The following is a 16,684-nucleotide window of genomic DNA, read 5'->3' as shown; positions in this document are numbered from 1 at the left end:
CGCAGTACGATCCGGCTGACAGGGTCGTTAGCTGGGAGGACACACGTTGGGGCAGCTGACCGGCGGGGATCCCTCTCTGCTCCGGCGCATCAATTCGGCCGTGGTGCTGCGCGCACTGCGGGCCGCCGGATCGCCGACCCTCACCGACCTCACCCGGGTGACCGGGCTCTCCCGGCCGACCGTCGAGGGGGTCGTCGAGGGGCTGATCGGTACCGGCCTGGTGGTCGAGGCGGTCGCCGAGGAAGGCGCACGCCGCCAGGGCCGTCCGGCGAGGAGGTTCCGCTTCCGCGCCGAGGCTGGACACCTGCTGGGGATCGAGATCGGAGCGCACCGGATCGCGGTGCTGCTGTCCGGGCTCGACGGCCGGGTCATCGGAGCCGGCACCAAGGACGTCTCGGAGACGGCTTCGGCCGACGAGCGCCTGGAGCGGGTCAGGGCGGCGGTCGCCGATCTGCTGCGCCGGGCCGGGATCCCCCGTGACTCCCTGCGGGCGGTCGGTGTCGGCAGCCCCGGCATCGTCGAGGCCGACGGGACGGTCCGCCTCGGAACGGCCCTGCCCGGCTGGACGGGACTGCCGCTCGGCGAGCGGCTGCGGCGTTCGTTCCGCTGCCCGGTCCAGGTGGAGAACGACGCCAACGCGGCGGCGGTCGCCGAGCACTGGAAGGGCGCGGCGCGCGACACCGGCGACATGGTGTTCGTGATGGCCGGGCTCAGCCCGGGCGCGGGTTCGCTGATCGGCGGCCGCCTGCACCGCGGCTTCGGCGGCGCGGCGGGCGAGATCGGCGCGCTGCACCTGCTGGGCCGGGAGGCCACCCCGGAGCGGCTGCTGTCGACGACGGGGGAACCGCTGCACCCCCTGGACGAGCCCGCGGTCGCCGAGGTGTTCGCGATGGCCAAGCGGGGCGACGAGCACGCGGTGGCCGCGGTGGACCGGTTCCTCCAGCGGCTGGTGCACGACGTGGCGGCGCTGGTGCTGGCGATGGACCCGGAGCTGGTGGTCGTGGGCGGCTGGGCGGCCGGCCTGGACGGGGTCCTGGAGCCGCTGCGCCGCGAGCTGGCGCGGTACTGCCTGCGCCCGCCCCGGGTGGCCCAGTCCATGCTCGGCGAGGCCGCCGTGGCGACGGGCGCCCTGCGCCTCGCCCTGGACCACGTCGAGGAAGAGCTGTTCGCGGTGGAGAAGACGGTCACCGCCCGCCGCTGATCCCGGCAGGCGCTCCCCCGGCATCCCGCGCACCCCGGGCCCGTCCGGCAAGAAGACGCGCCCGCCCCGGCGCAACGGGAAACCCCGGGGCCCTTGGGGCGCCCGGGGTCCGTGGGTGCGGCGGGGTCAGGAGGCCGCGCGGGTCTCGGTGATCTCCACGCCGGAGTCGCCGAAGGTCAGGCGGCAGGTGTCGGCGCGGTACGTGGCCACGGAGACGGCGGCGGTGCCCGCGGCGGTGAAGTAGCGGGTGGTCACCAGGAGCACGGGCGCGCCGGGCAGCCGGTCCAGCTCCTTGGCGTCGTCGGCCCGGGCGGAGCCCAGCTCGACCGAGCGGTCCTGCCCCTCCAGGGCGAGCCGCTGGAGCTCCCGCAGGACGGCGCGCGCCCGGGCCGGGCCGGTCGGGGCGTCGATGGCGGAGAGCCCGGGCACGGAGGCGGCGGGCACGTACAGCAGCTCGGCGGCGACGGCCTGGCCCTGCGTGACGCGGGTCCGGCGCACGGTGTGCACGGCCTGGTCGGCGGCGGTCCCGAGGAGCGCCTGGACGGCGGCGGCGGGAACGGTGTCGACGGCGTCCGCGGCCTCCCAGCCGTCGGTGCCCTCGCAGGGCCAGCCGTGCTGCGCGCTGCCGACGGCGACGCCCACGCGCGGCGGGGCGACGGTGGTGCCGACGCCGCGGCGGCGCTGGAGGCGGCCTTCGAGTTCGAGCTGCTCCAGGGCCTGCCGCAGGGTCGCGCGGGCGACTCCGAAGCGGGCGGCGAGCTCGCGCTCGTTCGGCAGGACCTCGCCGACCGCGAAGTCCTGGTCCAGCGCGTCGCTGAGCACGGTCTTCAGGTGCCAGTACTTCGGCTCCGGCACCGATTCGAGCTGCGTCGTCCCCACCCTGACTCCTCCTGCGTTCGCCGCTGTCACCGTGTCCGGCATCGCCGTGTTCCAGCGGCGTCTGCGCGCCGCAGTTCCGCGCCCTTGTTTATTAAAGGTTCCTGCACTATCCGCGACGATAGGACGGCGCACCCCCTTGGTCAAGACCAATCCTGGCCGCTTCGCCGGGCAGATCGGGCATATGTAGCAAGCCGTTCACAGGATGTTCTCGCTCGACGATCTCCCGGCCGCGAGGACTTCGCGCGTACTTCGCGCGTCCTTCACACGAACCCGGCGCGGATCCGGCGAGGTCTTGTAGCCGGACACTACTCGGCGGTAATGATGGACCCAGTCGTTACTGACGGCCTGTCTCGCACGCGTCCACCCGACGAGGAGCAGCATGACCGCCACGGTCTCCTTCACGATCGATTCGCCGCTGGGCCCCCGCACCGCCACCGTCGCCTACGAGCGCAAGGGCGCCGGCGAACCGCTTCTCCTGCTGCACGGCATCGGCCACCACCTCCAGGCCTGGCACCCGGTGACCGACGTCCTGGCCGCCGGCCACGACGTCATCGCCGTCGACCTGCCCGGGTTCGGCGCCTCCGGCCCTCTGCCCGACGGCGTCCCGTACGACCTCGGCACCATCACCCCCGCCCTCGGAGCGCTCTGCGCCACCCTCGGCGTCGAGCGTCCGCACGTCGCGGGCAACTCCCTCGGCGGACTGCTCGCCCTCGACATGGGCCGCACCGGCCTCGCCCGCTCGGTCACCGCCCTCTCCCCCGCCGGGTTCTGGTCGGAGCCCGAGCGGCGCTACGCCTTCACCACCCTGCGCGCGATGCGCCTCGGCGCCCGGGCCCTGCCCCTCCCGGCGGTGGAGCGGCTGTCGCGCAGCGGCCCCGGCCGCGCCGCCCTCACCGGCACCATCTACGCCCGCCCCGCCCACCGCGCCCCGGAGGCGGTGGTCGCCGAGACCCTCGCCCTGCGCGAGGCCGCCGGCTTCGAGCAGACCCTGGCCGCGGGCGGCTCCGTACGGTTCACGCACGACGTCCCCGGGATCCCCGTCACCATCGCCTGGGGCACCCGCGACCGGCTGCTGCTCCGCCGCCAGGGCGTCCGCGCCAAGCACACCGTCCCCGGGGCCCGGCTGGTCCGGCTCCCGGGCTGCGGCCACGTGCCGATGAACGACGACCCGGCACTGGTGGCGCGCGTCATCGTGGACACGGCCACGGAGGCGGCCGCGCACCGGTCATGACCGGCTGACGGGTGTTCACCCACGGTTCGCGTGGGCGACGCGGTCGGTCCCGTGTGCGAAGGCACACTGGTCCGGCCCGCCCCCGCCGGCCCCTGGAGACGCGCCCATGGCACCGATGCCGCACACCCGACGGACCCTGCTCGGCGGCTCTCTGGCCGTCCCGCTGGGCCTGGCCCTGTCCACCGCGCTGGCCTCACCCGCCCTGGCCTCCCCCCGTGTGGCCCCCGGCTTCGTCCGCTCCGGCCGTCCGGCCGCGCTCTGGGGGATCCAGTCGGGGGAGATCACCTCCCACTCGGCGACCATCTGGACACGTTCCGACCGGCCCGCCCGGATGTACGTGGAGACCTCCCCGAGCGAATCGTTCCGCTACGGCGTGCGCCGCCACGGCGGCCCCTTCCTCGGACCGGCCACCGACCACACCGGGACCACCACCCTGCGGGACCTGCCGCCCGGCCGGCGCATCCACTACCGGGTCGTGCTCACCGACCCCGACGATCCGCGCCGCTCCGGCGAGCCGGTCCGCGGCAGCTTCCGCACCTCGCCCGTCTCGCGCCGTCACGACGTGCGCTTCCTGTGGTCCGGTGACCTGGCGGGCCAGGGCTGGGGCATCAACCCCGAGCTGGGCGGTTACCGGGTCTTCGACGAGATGCGGCTGCGCGAGCCGGACTTCTTCCTCTTCAGCGGGGACACGATCTACGCCGACGGGCCGGTCAAGGCCGCCGTGCCGCTGCCCGACGGCCGCGTCTGGCACAACGTCACCACCGAGGAGAAGTCCAAGGTCGCCGAGACCCTCGACGAGTTCCGCGGCAACTTCCGCTACAACCTGCTCGACCGCAACCTGCGCGACTTCTACGCCCAGGTCCCCGTCCTCGCCCAGTGGGACGACCACGAGGTCCGCAACAACTGGTACCCGGGGCAGCTCCTGGACGACCCGCGCTACACCGTCAAGGACGTCGACACCCTCGCCGCCCGCGCCCGCCGGGCCTTCGGCGAGTACTTCCCGGTGACCGACCTGCGGGGCGGCCGCACCGAGGGGCGGATGTACCGGGTGCTGCGGCACGGACCGCTGCTGGACGTGTTCGTCCTGGACATGCGCACCCACCGCGACGCCAACTCCCCCGGCCGCCGGACCGAGGACCCGGTCGGCATCCTCGGCGCGGAGCAGCTGGGCTGGCTCAAGCGGGAGCTGTCGCGCTCCCGCGCCACCTGGAAGGTGATCGCCGCCGACATGCCGCTCGGCATCGTCGTCCCCGACGGGGCGGCGAACTTCGAAGCCGTGGCCCAGGGAGACCCGGGGGCGCCGCTGGGCCGCGAACTCCAGATCGCGGAACTCCTGCGCCACATCAAGCACCAGCACATCACCGGCACCCTCTGGCTCACCGCCGACGTCCACTACACCGCCGCCAACCACTACGCGCCCGAGCGCGCGGCCTTCGCCGACTTCGCTCCCTTCTGGGAGTTCGTGTCCGGCCCGATCGGCGCGGGCGGCTTCCCGGCCGGCCGGCTCGACGCGACGTTCGGGCCGCGTACGGAGTTCGTCCAGTCGGCTCCGGTCGCCAACATGTCGCCCGCCGAGAACCCCCCGTACTACGGCGAGGTGGAGATCGACGGCGGGAGCGGGGAGCTCACCGTCCGGCTGCGGCGCCAGGGGGGCGGCGTGCTGTTCACCAAGGTCCTGCGTCCGGGCCGTGTCGGGCAGTAGCGGCCGGCGGGCGCGACGGGCCGCCGAGAGGGCCGGCGGGGGCCGGGGGCCAGGGGCAGCCGGCAGGGGCCGGCGGGAGCCGCAGGCAGTCGGCGGAAACCAACCGAAATCCGCCGGAAAACCCGGCGAAATCGGCCGGATCGACGCTTAACCAGTCGGTCACAGACCGTTCGTGATCACGCAACACCCCTCGGCAAGAGTGGTGTGCATGACTGACCGTAACCCTGCCTCCGCCGCCCACCGTCCGCACCGCCACCACTGGCGCCGGGACCTCGTCGAACTCGCCGCGCTCTTCTGCGCCGTCGCGGTCGCCGACGGCATCGCCAACCTCGTCGTGCACGGCCCGGACGGCCCCGTCCTGCTGGCCGCCTCGGCCGTCGCGCTCCTGGTCACGGCGGCCTTCCACACCTGGTGGGCCCGCCGGCACAGCCATGCCCCGCCCCCGGCGGCCAAGGCCCCTTCCGATCCGGCCGCCGCCCCGGCGGCCACGGCGACGGCCGGTCCCGCCGGCCCCGCGCTGTGGCGCATGCGGACGACCGTGCGCGACGAACCCGGCAGCCTGGCCGCGCTGTGCACCGCGCTCGCGGGCGAGGGCGTCGACATCCTGACCCTCCAGACCCACCCCCTCCCCGAGGGCGGCACGGTGGACGAGTTCCTGCTCCGCGCCCCGCGCGAACTGCCCTCCGCCGACCTGACCCGGGCCATCGCCCGGGCCGGCGGCCGCAGCACCTGGATCGAGCGCGCCGACGCCCACGACCTGGTGGACGCCCCCACCCGGGTCCTGGGCCTGGCCACCCGCACGGCCCTGGACGCCGCCGAACTCCCGCTCGCACTGCGCCAGCTGCTCGGCCGCTGCACCATCCAGTCGATCCCCGCGACGACCCTCTCCGGCCGCCCCAACGCGGGCGCCGACGCCCCCGTCGAGGGCGTCCTGGAGTCCACGGTGATGCGGCTGCGCGACCCCTCGGGCGGCGCGATCACCGTGGAGCGGCCCCACCTGCCCTTCACCCCGACCGAGTTCGCCCGTGCCCGCGCCCTCGTCGAGCTCGACGCGCGCCTCGGGCCGCGGATCCCCCGGAGCCAGGACGTGCTGACCCTCCCCGAGGGCAACGAGATCACCGTGCGCCGCGCCGACGGCTCCGACCTGCGGGCCGCCGCCGCCATGCACGAGCGCTGCAGCGAGCGCACCCTCGGCCTGCGGTACCACGGCCCGGTCGCCGACGCGGACCGCTACCTCGGCCACCTGCTCAGCCCCCGCTTCGGCCGCACCCTCGCCGCGACCACGGCCTCGGGCAAGCTCGTCGCCCTCGGCCACCTGCTGTGGGACGGAGACGAGACCGAGGTCGCCCTGCTCATCGAGGACGACTGGCAGCGCCGGGGCATCGGCTCCCAGCTGCTGCGCCGCCTCATCGCGATGGCCGTCGAGGCCGGGTGCGACAGTGTGTACGCGGTCACGCAGGCCTCCAACACCGGGATGGTCGCGGCGATGCGCGGCCTCGGGCTCCCCCTCGACTACCAGATCGAGGAGGGCACCCTGGTCATCACCGCCCGCCTGGACGCCACCCCGGTCGTCTCGCGCCTGCCGTACGAGACCCCGCGCGCGCAGGCCCCGTACGGGACCCGGCACCTCCCCGGACACTGACCGGCCGCCCCCCGGACGCGACCGTGCCGCCCCCGCGCCTGACCGGCGCGGTCCCCGGCCGTGGCCGCGCCGCCCCCGGTCCCGTGGCCGCCCGGCTTCCGACAGGAGGCTGGGCGGTTATGGTGATGACGCGGGGGCCCCGCGCATACGAAGATGTCCGCATGCCAGAGACCCTCCACACCGACAGCGCAGCGCGTCTGCCCCGCCAGGTCGCCGACGCCTACGTCGACGACCTCATCGCCCTCGACCCGATCCAGGGCACCTACCTCGGCGTCGCCGCCAGTTCGAGCCGGCTGCCGGACTACTCCCCCGCCGGCCGCGCCGCACTCGGCGAGCTGCTGCGCGACACCCTCGCCCGGCTGGACGCCGCCGAACTCCTGCCCGGCGCCGGCACCGACGCCGAGCGCCGCTGCGCCCGGCTGCTGCGCGAGCGGCTGAGCGCAGAACTCGCCGTGTACGAGGCCGACGAGGACCTCCGGGCCGTCAGCAACATCCACTCCCCCGCGCACGCCGTCCGCGAGGTCTTCACCCTCACCCCGGCCGACACCGACGAGGACTGGGCCGCGATCGCCGAACGGCTGCGCGCCGTACCGGCCTGCTTCGCCGGCTACCGCGAGAGCCTCGCGCTCGGCCTGGAGCGCGGGCTGCACGGCAGCCCCCGTCCGGCCGCCACCTTCGTGGAGCAGCTCACCACCTGGGCCGGCCAGGACGGCGACGGCTCCCGGGACTTCTTCGGCGAGTTCGCCGCCGCCGGACCGGAGTCCCTGCGGGCGGAGCTGGACGCGGCGGCGGCCGCCGCGACCACCGCCGTGGCCGGGCTGCGCGACTGGATGCGCGACGTGTACGCCCCGGCCGTGGCCGGCGCCCCGGACCCGGTGGGCCGCGAGCGCTACGCCCGCTGGTCGCGCTACTTCAACGGCACGGACCTGGACCTGGACGAGGCGTACGCCTACGGCTGGTCCGAGTACCACCGGCTGCTCGCCGAGATGAAGGCCGAGGCGGCCAAGATCCTGCCGGGCGAGCCGAACCCGTGGGACGCCCTGCGCCACCTGGACGAGCACGGCACGCACATCGAGGGCGTGGACGAGGTCCGCGCCTGGCTGCAGGGCCTGATGGACGAGGCCATCGAGAACCTCGACGGCACCCACTTCGAGCTCGCCGAGCGGGTCAAGCGGGTCGAGTCGATGATCGCCCCGCCGGGCGGCGCCGCGGCCCCGTACTACACCAACCCCTCCGAGGACTTCTCCCGGCCGGGCCGCACCTGGCTGCCGACGATGGGCCAGACCCGCTTCCCCGTCTACGACCTGGTCTCCACCTGGTACCACGAGGGCGTTCCGGGCCACCACCTCCAGCTCGCGCAGTGGACGCACGTCGCGGACCAGCTCTCCCGCTACCAGGCGAGCGTCGGGCTCGTCAGCGCGAACGCCGAGGGCTGGGCGCTGTACGCGGAGCGGCTGATGGACGAGCTGGGCTACCTCAAGGACGCCGAGCAGCGCCTGGGTTACCTGGACTGCCAGATGATGCGTGCCGCCCGGGTGATCGTGGACATCGGCATGCACCTGGGGCTGGAGATCCCGGCGGACTCGCCGTTCCACCCGGGCGAGCGCTGGACGGTCGACCTGGCGCAGGAGTTCTTCGGCCTGCACAGCGGGCGGCCGGCGGACTTCATCGAGAGCGAGCTGACCCGCTACCTGTCGATGCCGGGGCAGGCCATCGGCTACAAGCTGGGCGAGCGCGCCTGGCTGCTGGGGCGGGACAACGCCCGGGCCGCGCACGGGGATTCCTTCGACCTGAAGAAGTGGCACATGGCCGCGCTGTCGCAGGGCTCGCTAGGTCTGGACGACCTGGTGGACGAGCTGTCGCGGCTCTGACCGCACACCGCGCCGGGCATGACGGGCCGTCCGATCCCGCCGGGGAGCGGACGGCCCGTCGCCGTGCGGAGGCTCAGCAGCCGCAGTCGTCCGAGTCGGTGGGGGCGGTCAGCGGGTCGGCCTCGGCGCGCTGCTGGGTGCCCTGCCAGGTCTCGACCTCGAAGCCCTCGCGGATCCAGTACTCGATGCCGCCGAGCATCTCCTTGACCTGGAAGCCGAGTTCGGCCAGGGCGAGGGCGGAGCGGGTGCCGCCGTTGCAGCCCGGGCCCCAGCAGTAGGTCACGACGGGGACGTTCTTGTCGAGGAGCTTCTCGGCCTGCTCGGGGATCAGCGCGGTGGGCAGGTGGATCGCGCCGGGCACGTGGGCCTGGTCCCAGGAGGGCGTGGAGCGGGAGTCGATCAGCTGGAAGCCGAGGTCGGCGCCCTGCTCTCGGTGGGCCTTGAAGGCGGCGGCGACGTCGGACACGTCCGCGTGGAAGGCCAGGCTCGCGGCGAAGTACGCGGCCGCGGCGGCCGGGGAGGCCGGCGGGACCCGGAGCACGGGGTTGGCGGCGGCGGGGGCGGTGTTCTGGTTCTGCGTCGTCGTCATGGCTCAGAATCTACGAAGAGTCGATCAAGCCGGGAAGTGGATTTCCCCGGCCTTTCCCTTGTTCCTCCGGGGATTCCCCTGCTAGACCTCCTCCATGACCGGTTATTCCCCCGACGCCACCGACTGGCGGATCCTGGCGGCCCTCCAGCAGGACGGCCGCGCCAGTTTCACCGAGCTCGCCCGCACCGTGTCGATGTCCGCGAGCGCCGTCACCGAGCGGGTCCGCCGGCTGGAGGAGGCCGGGATCATCACCGGCTACACGGCGGTGGTCGACCACGAGAAGCTGGGCAAGGCGATCATGGCGCTGGTGCGGCTGCGCTACCCCCACGGCAACTACAAGCCGTTCCACGACTTCCTGGAGGCGACCTCCGAGATCCTGGAGGCCCACCACGTCACCGGGGACGACTGCTTCGTCCTCAAGGTGGCCGCCCGCTCGATGGCCCACCTGGAGGAGGTCACGGGCCGGATCGCCGGGCTGGGCCCGGTGACCACCAGCGTCGTGTACTCGTCCCCGCTCGCCCGGCGCCCGCTCAGCCCGTGACGCCGCCCGGCCGGTGACCGCGCGGCCCGTGACGCCGCTCGCCCGGTGACCGCGGCCGGGCTCAGTCCGCGGCGCCCGCCGTGCGGTGGCGCACCACGGAGCCGCCGCGCTGCTTGACGATCTCCAGCTGGGCCTGGACCCGGGTGCGCAGGTCGCCGACGTGGCTGACGATGCCGACACTGCGGTCCCGTTCACGCAGCGAGTCCAGGACGTCGAGCACCTCGTCCAGGGCCTGGTCGTCGAGGCTGCCGAAGCCCTCGTCGATGAAGAGGGTGTCCAGGCGCATGCCGCCCGCCTCGTCGGTGACCACGTCGGCCAGGCCCAGGGCCAGGGCGAGGGAGGCGAAGAAGGTCTCCCCGCCCGAGAGGGTGGCGGTGTCGCGCTCGCTGCCGGTCCAGGCGTCCACCACGTGCAGCCCCAGGCCGGAGCGCCCCCGTCCGCTCGCTCGGGCGTCGGAGTGCACCAGGGTGTAGCGGCCGCCGGACATGCGCAGGAGCCGTACGGTCGCGGCGGCGGCGACCTGCTCCAGCCGCGCGGCCAGTACGTACGCCTCCAGCCGCATCTTGCGCTCGTTGTCGGCGGAGGTGCCCGCGGTCAGTCCGGCCAGACGGGCCACGCGCTCGTACGCCTCGCGCAGCGGGCCCAGGGCGCGCAGCTCCTGCTCCGCCTGCCGCGAGAGCCGGTCCAGCTCGGCGCAGCGCACCCGGGCGGCGTCCACCGCCGAGCCGGCGGAGCGCAGCCGCGCGGCGGCCCGTTCCTCGGCGGCCGCGGCGGCGTCCGGGTCGGCCGGGGGCAGGGCGGCCGCGGCGGCGGTGTCCCGCTCGGCGCGCCGGTCGGCCAGCATCGCCTCCTCGGCCTGCCAGGCGTCGAGGCGGTGCTGGAGGGCGGTGCGCTCGTACTCGGGGAGCACGGCGTCGGCGGCCTGCTCGGTGGTGTCGAACCCGGCCTTGAAGGCGGCGTCGGCGAGCTGGTCGTCGGCCTCCTTCAGCCGGGCGGCGGTGGTCTCGGCCCGGCGCAGCGCGGCCGCGGCGGTGGTCACCATCCGGATCCGGTCCTCCAGCGTGCGGGCGCGGGCGGCGACGCTGGGCGAGTCGGCGCGGACGAGGACCAGTTCGGCTTCGAGAGAGGCCTGCTCCTGGTCGAGGGCCTCGCGCCGGGAGGCCCGGGCGGCGGCCCGGCGTTCGGCTTCGAGCCGGTCGGAGCTGCGCGCCTCGTGCTCCCGCTCGGCGCGGGCGAGCCGCTCGCGGGCGGTGTGGAGCGCGGCGGCGTCCGCGTGGGCGGCGGCGTGGCGGGCGCTCAGGTCGGCGGTGAGGTCGAGGAGTTCGGCGGTGGTGGCGTCCCCGGCGGCGGAGGCGGCCTCGGCCTCGGCCTCCCGGACGGCGGCGAGCCGCCGCTCGACGGCGGCCCTGCGCTCCTCGGCCCGCTCGAAGCGGGCGTGGGCGGCGTCCTCGGCGGCGCGGTCGACGTGCCCGGGGGCGGGGCGGGCGGGCGCGGGGTGCTCGGCGGAGCCGCACACCGTGCAGGGCTCCCCGGCGGTCAGGGCGGCGGCCAGCTCGGCGGCGATGCCGCGCAGCCGGGCCTCCTTCAGCTCCAGCCAGGTCTCCCGGGCGGCGGACGCCTCCTCGCGCGCCCGGAGCAGTTCGCCCCCGGCGGCTTCGGCGTCGGCGGCGAGGGAGTCGCGGCGCCGGGCGGCGGTCAGCTGCATCCGGGCCGGCTCCAGCCGCCCCGCCAGCTGCTCGGCGAGGGTGAGGGCCTGCTGCGCGGAGTCGACCCGCTCCTGGAGGGCGGCCCGGGTGGCCTCCCAGCGGGCGAGCCACTCGGCGGACTCCTGGTACCGCTCGTCGGCGTCCCGGGACTCCCGCTCCAGCGTGGCGCGCTCCCGGCCGATCTCGGCGCTGCGCTGCTCGGCGCGCTGGGCGGCTCCGGCCGCCCCGAGGTCCTCGCGCAGGCGCTGCTCGACGGCGGCGAGCTGTTCGGTGCCGGCTCCGGCGAGCGGCGGGGGCAGCTCCGCCCGGGCCAGGGTCTCGGCGTGTGCGGCGGTGAGGTGGGCGGCGGCCGCGGCCCCGCGCAGTTCCAGGGCGGGGGCCACGAGGGCGCCCCGGCGTGCCCGGTCCAGCAGGGCCCGTACCCGTTCGCGCTCCGGCGCGGCCTGCTCCAGCAGGGCCGCCCGGCGGGCGGTCTCGGCGTGGCGGCGCTGGAGCCGGTCGAGTTCCCGCGCCTCCTCGGCGTCGCGCCGGGCGGCCGCGTGGCGTCCTTCGACGGCGGCGAGCGCGTACTCGGCGACGGTGAGCCGCTCCCGGGCGGAGCAGCGGGCGACGGCGGCCCAAGCGCGGACGGCCTCGGCGAGGCCGGGGTCGCCGGGCTGGTGTCCGGGGAGCGGCCAGGCCCGCAGGTCGGCGCTGTGCCCGGCGGCCTGGGCGAGGCGCTGGGCGGCGGCGAGCACCTTCTCGTCGCCGGCCCGCACCTTGGCCTCGGCGGCGCGGCGGCGCTCGGCGAGCAGGGTCTCAACGGCGGCGAAGCGGCGGGTGTCGAAGAGCCGGCCGAGGAGCCGGCCGCGGGCTTCGGCCCCGGCCCGCAGGAACTGGGCGAACTCCCCCTGGGGCAGCAGGACCACCTGGCAGAACTGCTCGCGGCTCATCCCGAGGAGCTGTTCGATCTCCTCGCCGATCTCCTGGTGGGAGCGGCTGAGCGCGGTCCAGCCGTCGCCGGTGTGCTCGCGGAGCCAGGACTGGGCCTTGTCCTTGGTGGTGCCGGTGCCGCGCTTCTTGGGGCGGTCCTGTTCGGGGCGCCGGGTGATCTCCAGGCGGCGGCCGCCCGCGGTGAGTTCGAGGGTGACCTCGGTCGGGGTGTCGGGGGCGGCGTGGTCGCTGCGCAGGGTGGTGCCGGGGGCCTGGCGGGAGCCGGGGACGGATCCGTAGAGGGCGTAGCAGACGGCGTCGAGGACGGAGGTCTTGCCGGCGCCGGTGGGGCCGTGCAGCAGGAAGATCCCGGCGCCGGAGAGGGCGTCGAAGTCGATGGTCTGGGGTTCGGCGAAGGGGCCGAAGGCGGTGATCCGGAGCCGGTGGAGCCTCATCGGCCGGCCTCCTGACGGCCGTCCTCGGCCCGTACGTCCTCGAAGGCGCCGCGCAGCACGGCCCGCTCGGCCTCGTCGGCGGTGCCGCCGCCGCGGACGTGGGCGACGAAGTCCTCGGCGATCTCCTGGTCGCTGCGGCCCTTGAGGCGCTGGGCGTAGGAGGCCGTGCCGTCCTCCTCGCGGCCCTCGGGGTCGAAGGCGAGGCTGAGCGTGTGCGGGAAGCGGGCGGCGAGGCGGGCCATGGGGTCGTCGGGGCGGGCGGGGTCGGTGAGGGTGGCCTCGATCCAGGAGTCCTCGTACGCGGTGTGCGCGGGGTCGTCGAGGAGGTCCTCCAGGCGTCCGCGCAGCCGGGCGAGGGGGCGGGGGACGGGGGTGTCGATCCGTTCGGCGGTGATCTCCCCGGCCGGGCCGAGGTCGATCAGCCACATGGTCTTGCGGTGGGCGGTCTCGGAGAAGGAGTAGGCGAGCGGGGAACCTGAGTAGCGGACCCGTTCGTTGATCGTCTGACAGCCGTGGAGGTGGCCGAGGGCCGCGTAGTCGACCCCGTCGAAGACGGAGGCGGGTACGGCCTCGACCCCGCCGACGGCGATGTCGCGTTCGCTGTCGCTGGCCTGCCCGCCGGTGACGAAGGCGTGGGCGAGGACCACGGAGCGGGTGCCGGGGGCCCGGCCGGCCAGGTCGGCCCGGATCCGGTCCATGGCCGCGCCCAGTACGGCCTCGTGGCTGACCTTCTCGGCGGCGAAGGTGTCCTTGACCAGCGCCGGTTCCAGGTAGGGCAGCCCGTAGAAGGCCACGTCGCCGTGTACGTCGGCCAGCACCACGGGGTCGGCGCAGCCGGCGGGGTCGGTCCTGAGGTGGATCCCGGCCCGGACGATCAGCCCGGCGCCGACACCGAGGCGGCGGGCGGAGTCGTGGTTCCCGGAGATCATCACGGTCGGCACGCCGAGGTCGGCGAGCCGGTGCAGGGCGCGGTCGTAGAGCTCGACGGCGGGCAGCGGGGGCACGGCCCGGTCGTAGACGTCGCCGGCGACGAGGACGGCGTCGGCCTCGTGCTCCTGGACGGCCTCGACGAGGTGGTCGACGAACGCGGCTTGGGCGCCGAGCATGTTCACGCGGTGGAAGGACCGGCCCAGGTGCCAGTCGGAGGTGTGCAGGAACTTCACTCGACCGCTCCGACCCGCACGCTTGTTCTCCTCTGGCTCCGCACCGACCATCCAGGCTAACCCGTCGCCGGACGCGGCCCGGCCGGACCGGGATTCCGGGCCGCTTCCGGGCCGTTTCCGGGCCCGGACGGGGCCGGAGGGGCCGGACGGGGCCGGTGTGTTGCGGGACCGTGGCGCCGGCGCGAATACCGCGTGGCCGAACTCCGCCGGCGGCTTCGGGTACTTGAAGCCCTTCCGGGCCGCTGGTTGGCTTCGCGGCATGCCGTTCTCCGGACCCCCGCGCATCCGTCCCGCGCTGCTCGCCGCCGGCTCCGCCGCGCTCCTCGCGCTGACCGCGGCCGCGCCCTCGGCCGCCTCGCCCTCGGGCACCCCGCCCCCGGCGCCCGTTCCGGCGCCGCCGGGCGCGGCCGCCGCCGGCGCGGTGGTGCTCGACTGGTACGACGCCACCGCGCGGACCGTCGCCGCCACCGCCGCCCCGACCCAGATCACCAACAGCCGCACCTGGGCGATCGGCTGAACCGCCGCCGCCCGCGCCGCCCGCGAGGCCCCGGGCGGGCCGGGCCGGGGCCGCTTCCAGGACGCGGCCGTCGCCTCCGCCGTGCACGACGCGCTGGTCGCCCTCGCCCCGTCCCGCAAGGCCGACCTCGACGCGGCGCTCGCCGCCACGCTGGGCCGGATCCCGGACGGGCCCGCCGAGGAGCGGGGGGTGGCGGCCGGCTCCCGGCAGGCCGCGGCGGTGCTCGCGGCCCGCGCCGGGGACGGCCTCGACCCGGCCTCCTCGAACGCCCCGTTCGCGGTTCCGGGCGCCGCCCCCGGTGTGTGGCAGCCCACCCCGGACGGCTACGCGCCGGCGATCCAGTACGGCAACCGGCTGGCCCGGCCCTTCCTGCTGGACCGCGCCGACCAGTACCGGCTGGGCCCGCCGCCCGCGCTGGACTCGCGCCGCTACAGGGCCGACCTCGCGGAGGTGCGGGCGTACGGCGCGGCCGACAGCACGGTGCGCACGCCGCGCCAGACGGAGACGGCCGGCTTCTGGTACGCGGGCTCGCTGCCCCTGTTCACGGAGCCGCTGCGGGTGGCGGTGGCCCGCTCGCACGGCTCGGCCGCCGACCGGGCGTCGCTGGTCGCGCTGTTCCACGCGGCCTCGGTGGACACCCAGATCGCGACCTCCGACAGCAAGTCCACGTACCTGCGCTGGCGGCCGGTGACGGCGATACGGAACGGGACGGTCGACGCCGATCCCGCCTGGCGGCCCCTGCACCAGACCCCGTCCCACCCCGACTACCCCAGCGGGCACGCCACGTACGCCGGGGCGGCCCAGACCGTGCTGGACGCGCTCGTGGGGCCGGTGACCGCGCCGTTCGAGCTCACCAGCCCGGCCGCGCCCGGGGTACGCCGCACCTACACGGCGTGGAGCGGGCTCACCCGGGACAACGTGGACGCCCGCGTCTGGTCCGGGATCCACACCCGTACCGCGGACGAGGCGGGCGTACGGCTCGGCGAGGCCGTCGCCCGGCACGCGCTGCGCAACGCGGACCGCCTCCTGGGCGGGCGCCCGACCGGGGCTCAGCCCTCGCCGTAGGCCTCTCCGCCGAGCTCGAAGCCGGCGGTCCCGGCGGTGACGTCGGCGAGCCAGGCCCGGAAGGCGTCGACGTCCGATTCGGGGAGGCCGATCTCGATGGAGACGGCCTCCCCGTACCGCACGTCCAGCACGGTGCGGCCGGTGGAGCGCAGGTCGTTCTGGGTCTTGCCGGCCCGCTGGTGGTCGACGGTGACGGTGGCCAGCCGGTAACGGTGCCGGGTGACGGTCCCGATGGCGTCGAGCGCCTCGCCGACGACCCCGCCGTAGGCCCGGATGAGCCCGCCGGCCCCGAGCTTCACGCCTCCGTAGTACCGGGTGACGACGGCGACGGCGTACCGGACGTCGCGCCGGGTCAGCATCTGCAGCATGGGCACCCCGGCCGTCCCGCCGGGCTCGCCGTCGTCGCCGGCCTTCTGGACGGAGGCGTCGGCGCCGATCACGTAGGCGTAGCAGTTGTGCGTGGCGGTGGGGTGCTCCTTGCGGATGCGGGCGATGAACTCCTGCGCCTCCCGCTCGGTCGCGGCGGGCGCGATGGAGCACAGGAACCGCGATCGGTTGATCTCCGCCTCGTGCATCCCCTCACGGGCCACGGTCACGTACTGGTCTGCCTTCACCGCTCCACCCTACGGGGAATCGGACGGGTGTCCGCGCCGTTGATCCTGCCGAGCGATCCGGCGGGAAGGCCCGGCCGGACGACCCCCGGCAGGAGGCTGCGCACGTGTACGGCGACCAGGAGACCATCCGCAGGATCCTCACCGAGCTCGGGGACACCTGGGCCGTGGTGGGTCTGTCCAACAACTCGGACCGGGCCGCCTACGGGGTGGCGAAGGTGCTCCAGCGGTTCGGCAAGCGGGTGGTACCGGTGCATCCGAAGGCGGAGACCGTGCACGGGGAGCCGGGGTACCCGTCGCTGGAGGCGATTCCGTTCAAGGTCGACGTGGTTGACGTCTTCGTGAACAGCGCGCTCGCGGGCCGGGTCGCCGACGAGGCGGTCGCGGCGGGCGCCGCGGCCGTCTGGTTCCAGCTGAACGTGATCGACGAGGCCGCCTTCGCGCGGACCCGCGAGGCCGGGCTGGAGATGGTGATGGACCGCTGCCCCGCGATCGAGATCCCGGCGCTCTAGGTGTATTGACCCGCAGGGTTGTTAACTCGGCTGATGGGCGGGTGGCCGCCCAGTGCGGTGTGGCAGCGGTGGTGGTTGTAGGTGTGG

Annotated in this window: 14 protein-coding genes; 9 read left to right on the top strand and 5 right to left on the bottom strand. The window is 75.3% G+C overall.

Annotated elements, in window-relative coordinates; translation table 11 throughout:
* The first annotated feature begins 46 nt into the window (after window positions 1–46).
* Entirely contained in the window at window positions 47–1,201 is a 1,155-nt protein-coding gene (locus tag AC069X_RS34305; RefSeq protein ID WP_478734936.1) for an ROK family transcriptional regulator, read from the top strand.
* 126 nt (window positions 1,202–1,327) lie between these two features.
* Here the strand turns inward: AC069X_RS34305 and AC069X_RS34300 are convergent, their stop codons facing one another.
* The gene (locus AC069X_RS34300; RefSeq protein WP_478734934.1) at window positions 1,328–2,080 is read right to left on the bottom strand and encodes a GntR family transcriptional regulator; all 753 of its coding nucleotides are present in this window, start codon (window positions 2,078–2,080) and stop codon (window positions 1,328–1,330) included.
* Between the two features lie 379 nt (window positions 2,081–2,459).
* On the opposite strand from AC069X_RS34300, the gene AC069X_RS34295 reads away from it, so the two are divergent.
* From AC069X_RS34295 to AC069X_RS34280, 4 genes are all read left to right on the top strand, one after another.
* The gene (locus AC069X_RS34295) at window positions 2,460–3,311 is read left to right on the top strand and encodes an alpha/beta fold hydrolase (RefSeq protein ID WP_478734932.1); all 852 of its coding nucleotides are present in this window, start codon (window positions 2,460–2,462) and stop codon (window positions 3,309–3,311) included.
* A 115-nt stretch (window positions 3,312–3,426) separates the two neighbouring features.
* On the top strand, window positions 3,427–5,013 hold the full coding sequence (locus AC069X_RS34290; RefSeq protein WP_478735027.1) for an alkaline phosphatase D family protein: 1,587 nt from the start codon (window positions 3,427–3,429) through the stop codon (window positions 5,011–5,013).
* A 208-nt stretch (window positions 5,014–5,221) separates the two neighbouring features.
* Window positions 5,222–6,655, top strand: a complete 1,434-nt coding sequence (locus AC069X_RS34285) for a GNAT family N-acetyltransferase (protein WP_478734930.1) — start codon at window positions 5,222–5,224, stop codon at window positions 6,653–6,655.
* Between the two features lie 161 nt (window positions 6,656–6,816).
* Window positions 6,817–8,526 (top strand): DUF885 domain-containing protein, encoded by a 1,710-nt coding sequence (locus AC069X_RS34280; protein WP_478734928.1) that lies wholly within the window; start codon window positions 6,817–6,819, stop codon window positions 8,524–8,526.
* A 73-nt stretch (window positions 8,527–8,599) separates the two neighbouring features.
* Here the strand turns inward: AC069X_RS34280 and AC069X_RS34275 are convergent, their stop codons facing one another.
* Entirely contained in the window at window positions 8,600–9,115 is a 516-nt protein-coding gene (locus AC069X_RS34275; protein ID WP_478734926.1) for a rhodanese-like domain-containing protein, read from the bottom strand.
* Between the two features lie 94 nt (window positions 9,116–9,209).
* Here AC069X_RS34275 and AC069X_RS34270 point away from each other — a divergent pair, with 94 nt between their 5' ends.
* Window positions 9,210–9,656 carry an Lrp/AsnC family transcriptional regulator gene (locus AC069X_RS34270; RefSeq protein WP_405981783.1) on the top strand — a complete coding sequence of 149 codons (447 nt, stop codon included), beginning with the start codon at window positions 9,210–9,212 and terminating at the stop codon, window positions 9,654–9,656.
* A 61-nt stretch (window positions 9,657–9,717) separates the two neighbouring features.
* Here the strand turns inward: AC069X_RS34270 and AC069X_RS34265 are convergent, their stop codons facing one another.
* Together AC069X_RS34265 and AC069X_RS34260 are read right to left on the bottom strand one after the other, a co-directional pair.
* Window positions 9,718–12,729 carry an AAA family ATPase gene (locus AC069X_RS34265; protein ID WP_478734923.1) on the bottom strand — a complete coding sequence of 1,004 codons (3,012 nt, stop codon included), beginning with the start codon at window positions 12,727–12,729 and terminating at the stop codon, window positions 9,718–9,720.
* Entirely contained in the window at window positions 12,726–13,892 is a 1,167-nt protein-coding gene (locus AC069X_RS34260) for an exonuclease SbcCD subunit D (protein ID WP_478734921.1), read from the bottom strand. The genes AC069X_RS34265 and AC069X_RS34260 overlap by 4 nt, the downstream gene beginning before the upstream one ends.
* A gap of 259 nt (window positions 13,893–14,151) precedes the next feature.
* Between AC069X_RS34260 and AC069X_RS34255 the strand changes: the two genes are divergently transcribed.
* On the top strand, window positions 14,152–14,409 hold the full coding sequence (locus AC069X_RS34255; protein ID WP_478734919.1) for a hypothetical protein: 258 nt from the start codon (window positions 14,152–14,154) through the stop codon (window positions 14,407–14,409).
* An 81-nt stretch (window positions 14,410–14,490) separates the two neighbouring features.
* Window positions 14,491–15,474: a vanadium-dependent haloperoxidase gene (locus tag AC069X_RS34250; protein WP_478734917.1), complete on the top strand. Its 984-nt coding sequence runs from the start codon at window positions 14,491–14,493 to the stop codon at window positions 15,472–15,474.
* Here AC069X_RS34250 and AC069X_RS34245 read toward each other — a convergent pair.
* Window positions 15,459–16,088 (bottom strand): YigZ family protein, encoded by a 630-nt coding sequence (locus AC069X_RS34245; protein WP_478734916.1) that lies wholly within the window; start codon window positions 16,086–16,088, stop codon window positions 15,459–15,461. The genes AC069X_RS34250 and AC069X_RS34245 overlap by 16 nt on opposite strands.
* Before the next feature lie 104 nt (window positions 16,089–16,192).
* Here AC069X_RS34245 and AC069X_RS34240 point away from each other — a divergent pair, with 104 nt between their 5' ends.
* Entirely contained in the window at window positions 16,193–16,597 is a 405-nt protein-coding gene (locus AC069X_RS34240; protein ID WP_478734914.1) for a CoA-binding protein, read from the top strand.
* Window positions 16,598–16,684: the final 87 nt, after the last annotated feature.

It is taken from the genome of Streptomyces sp. NPDC043896, assembly GCF_056435605.1.
Note: the sequence above shows the minus strand (reverse complement) of the source record. Positions and strands in the feature narration are given on the sequence as shown.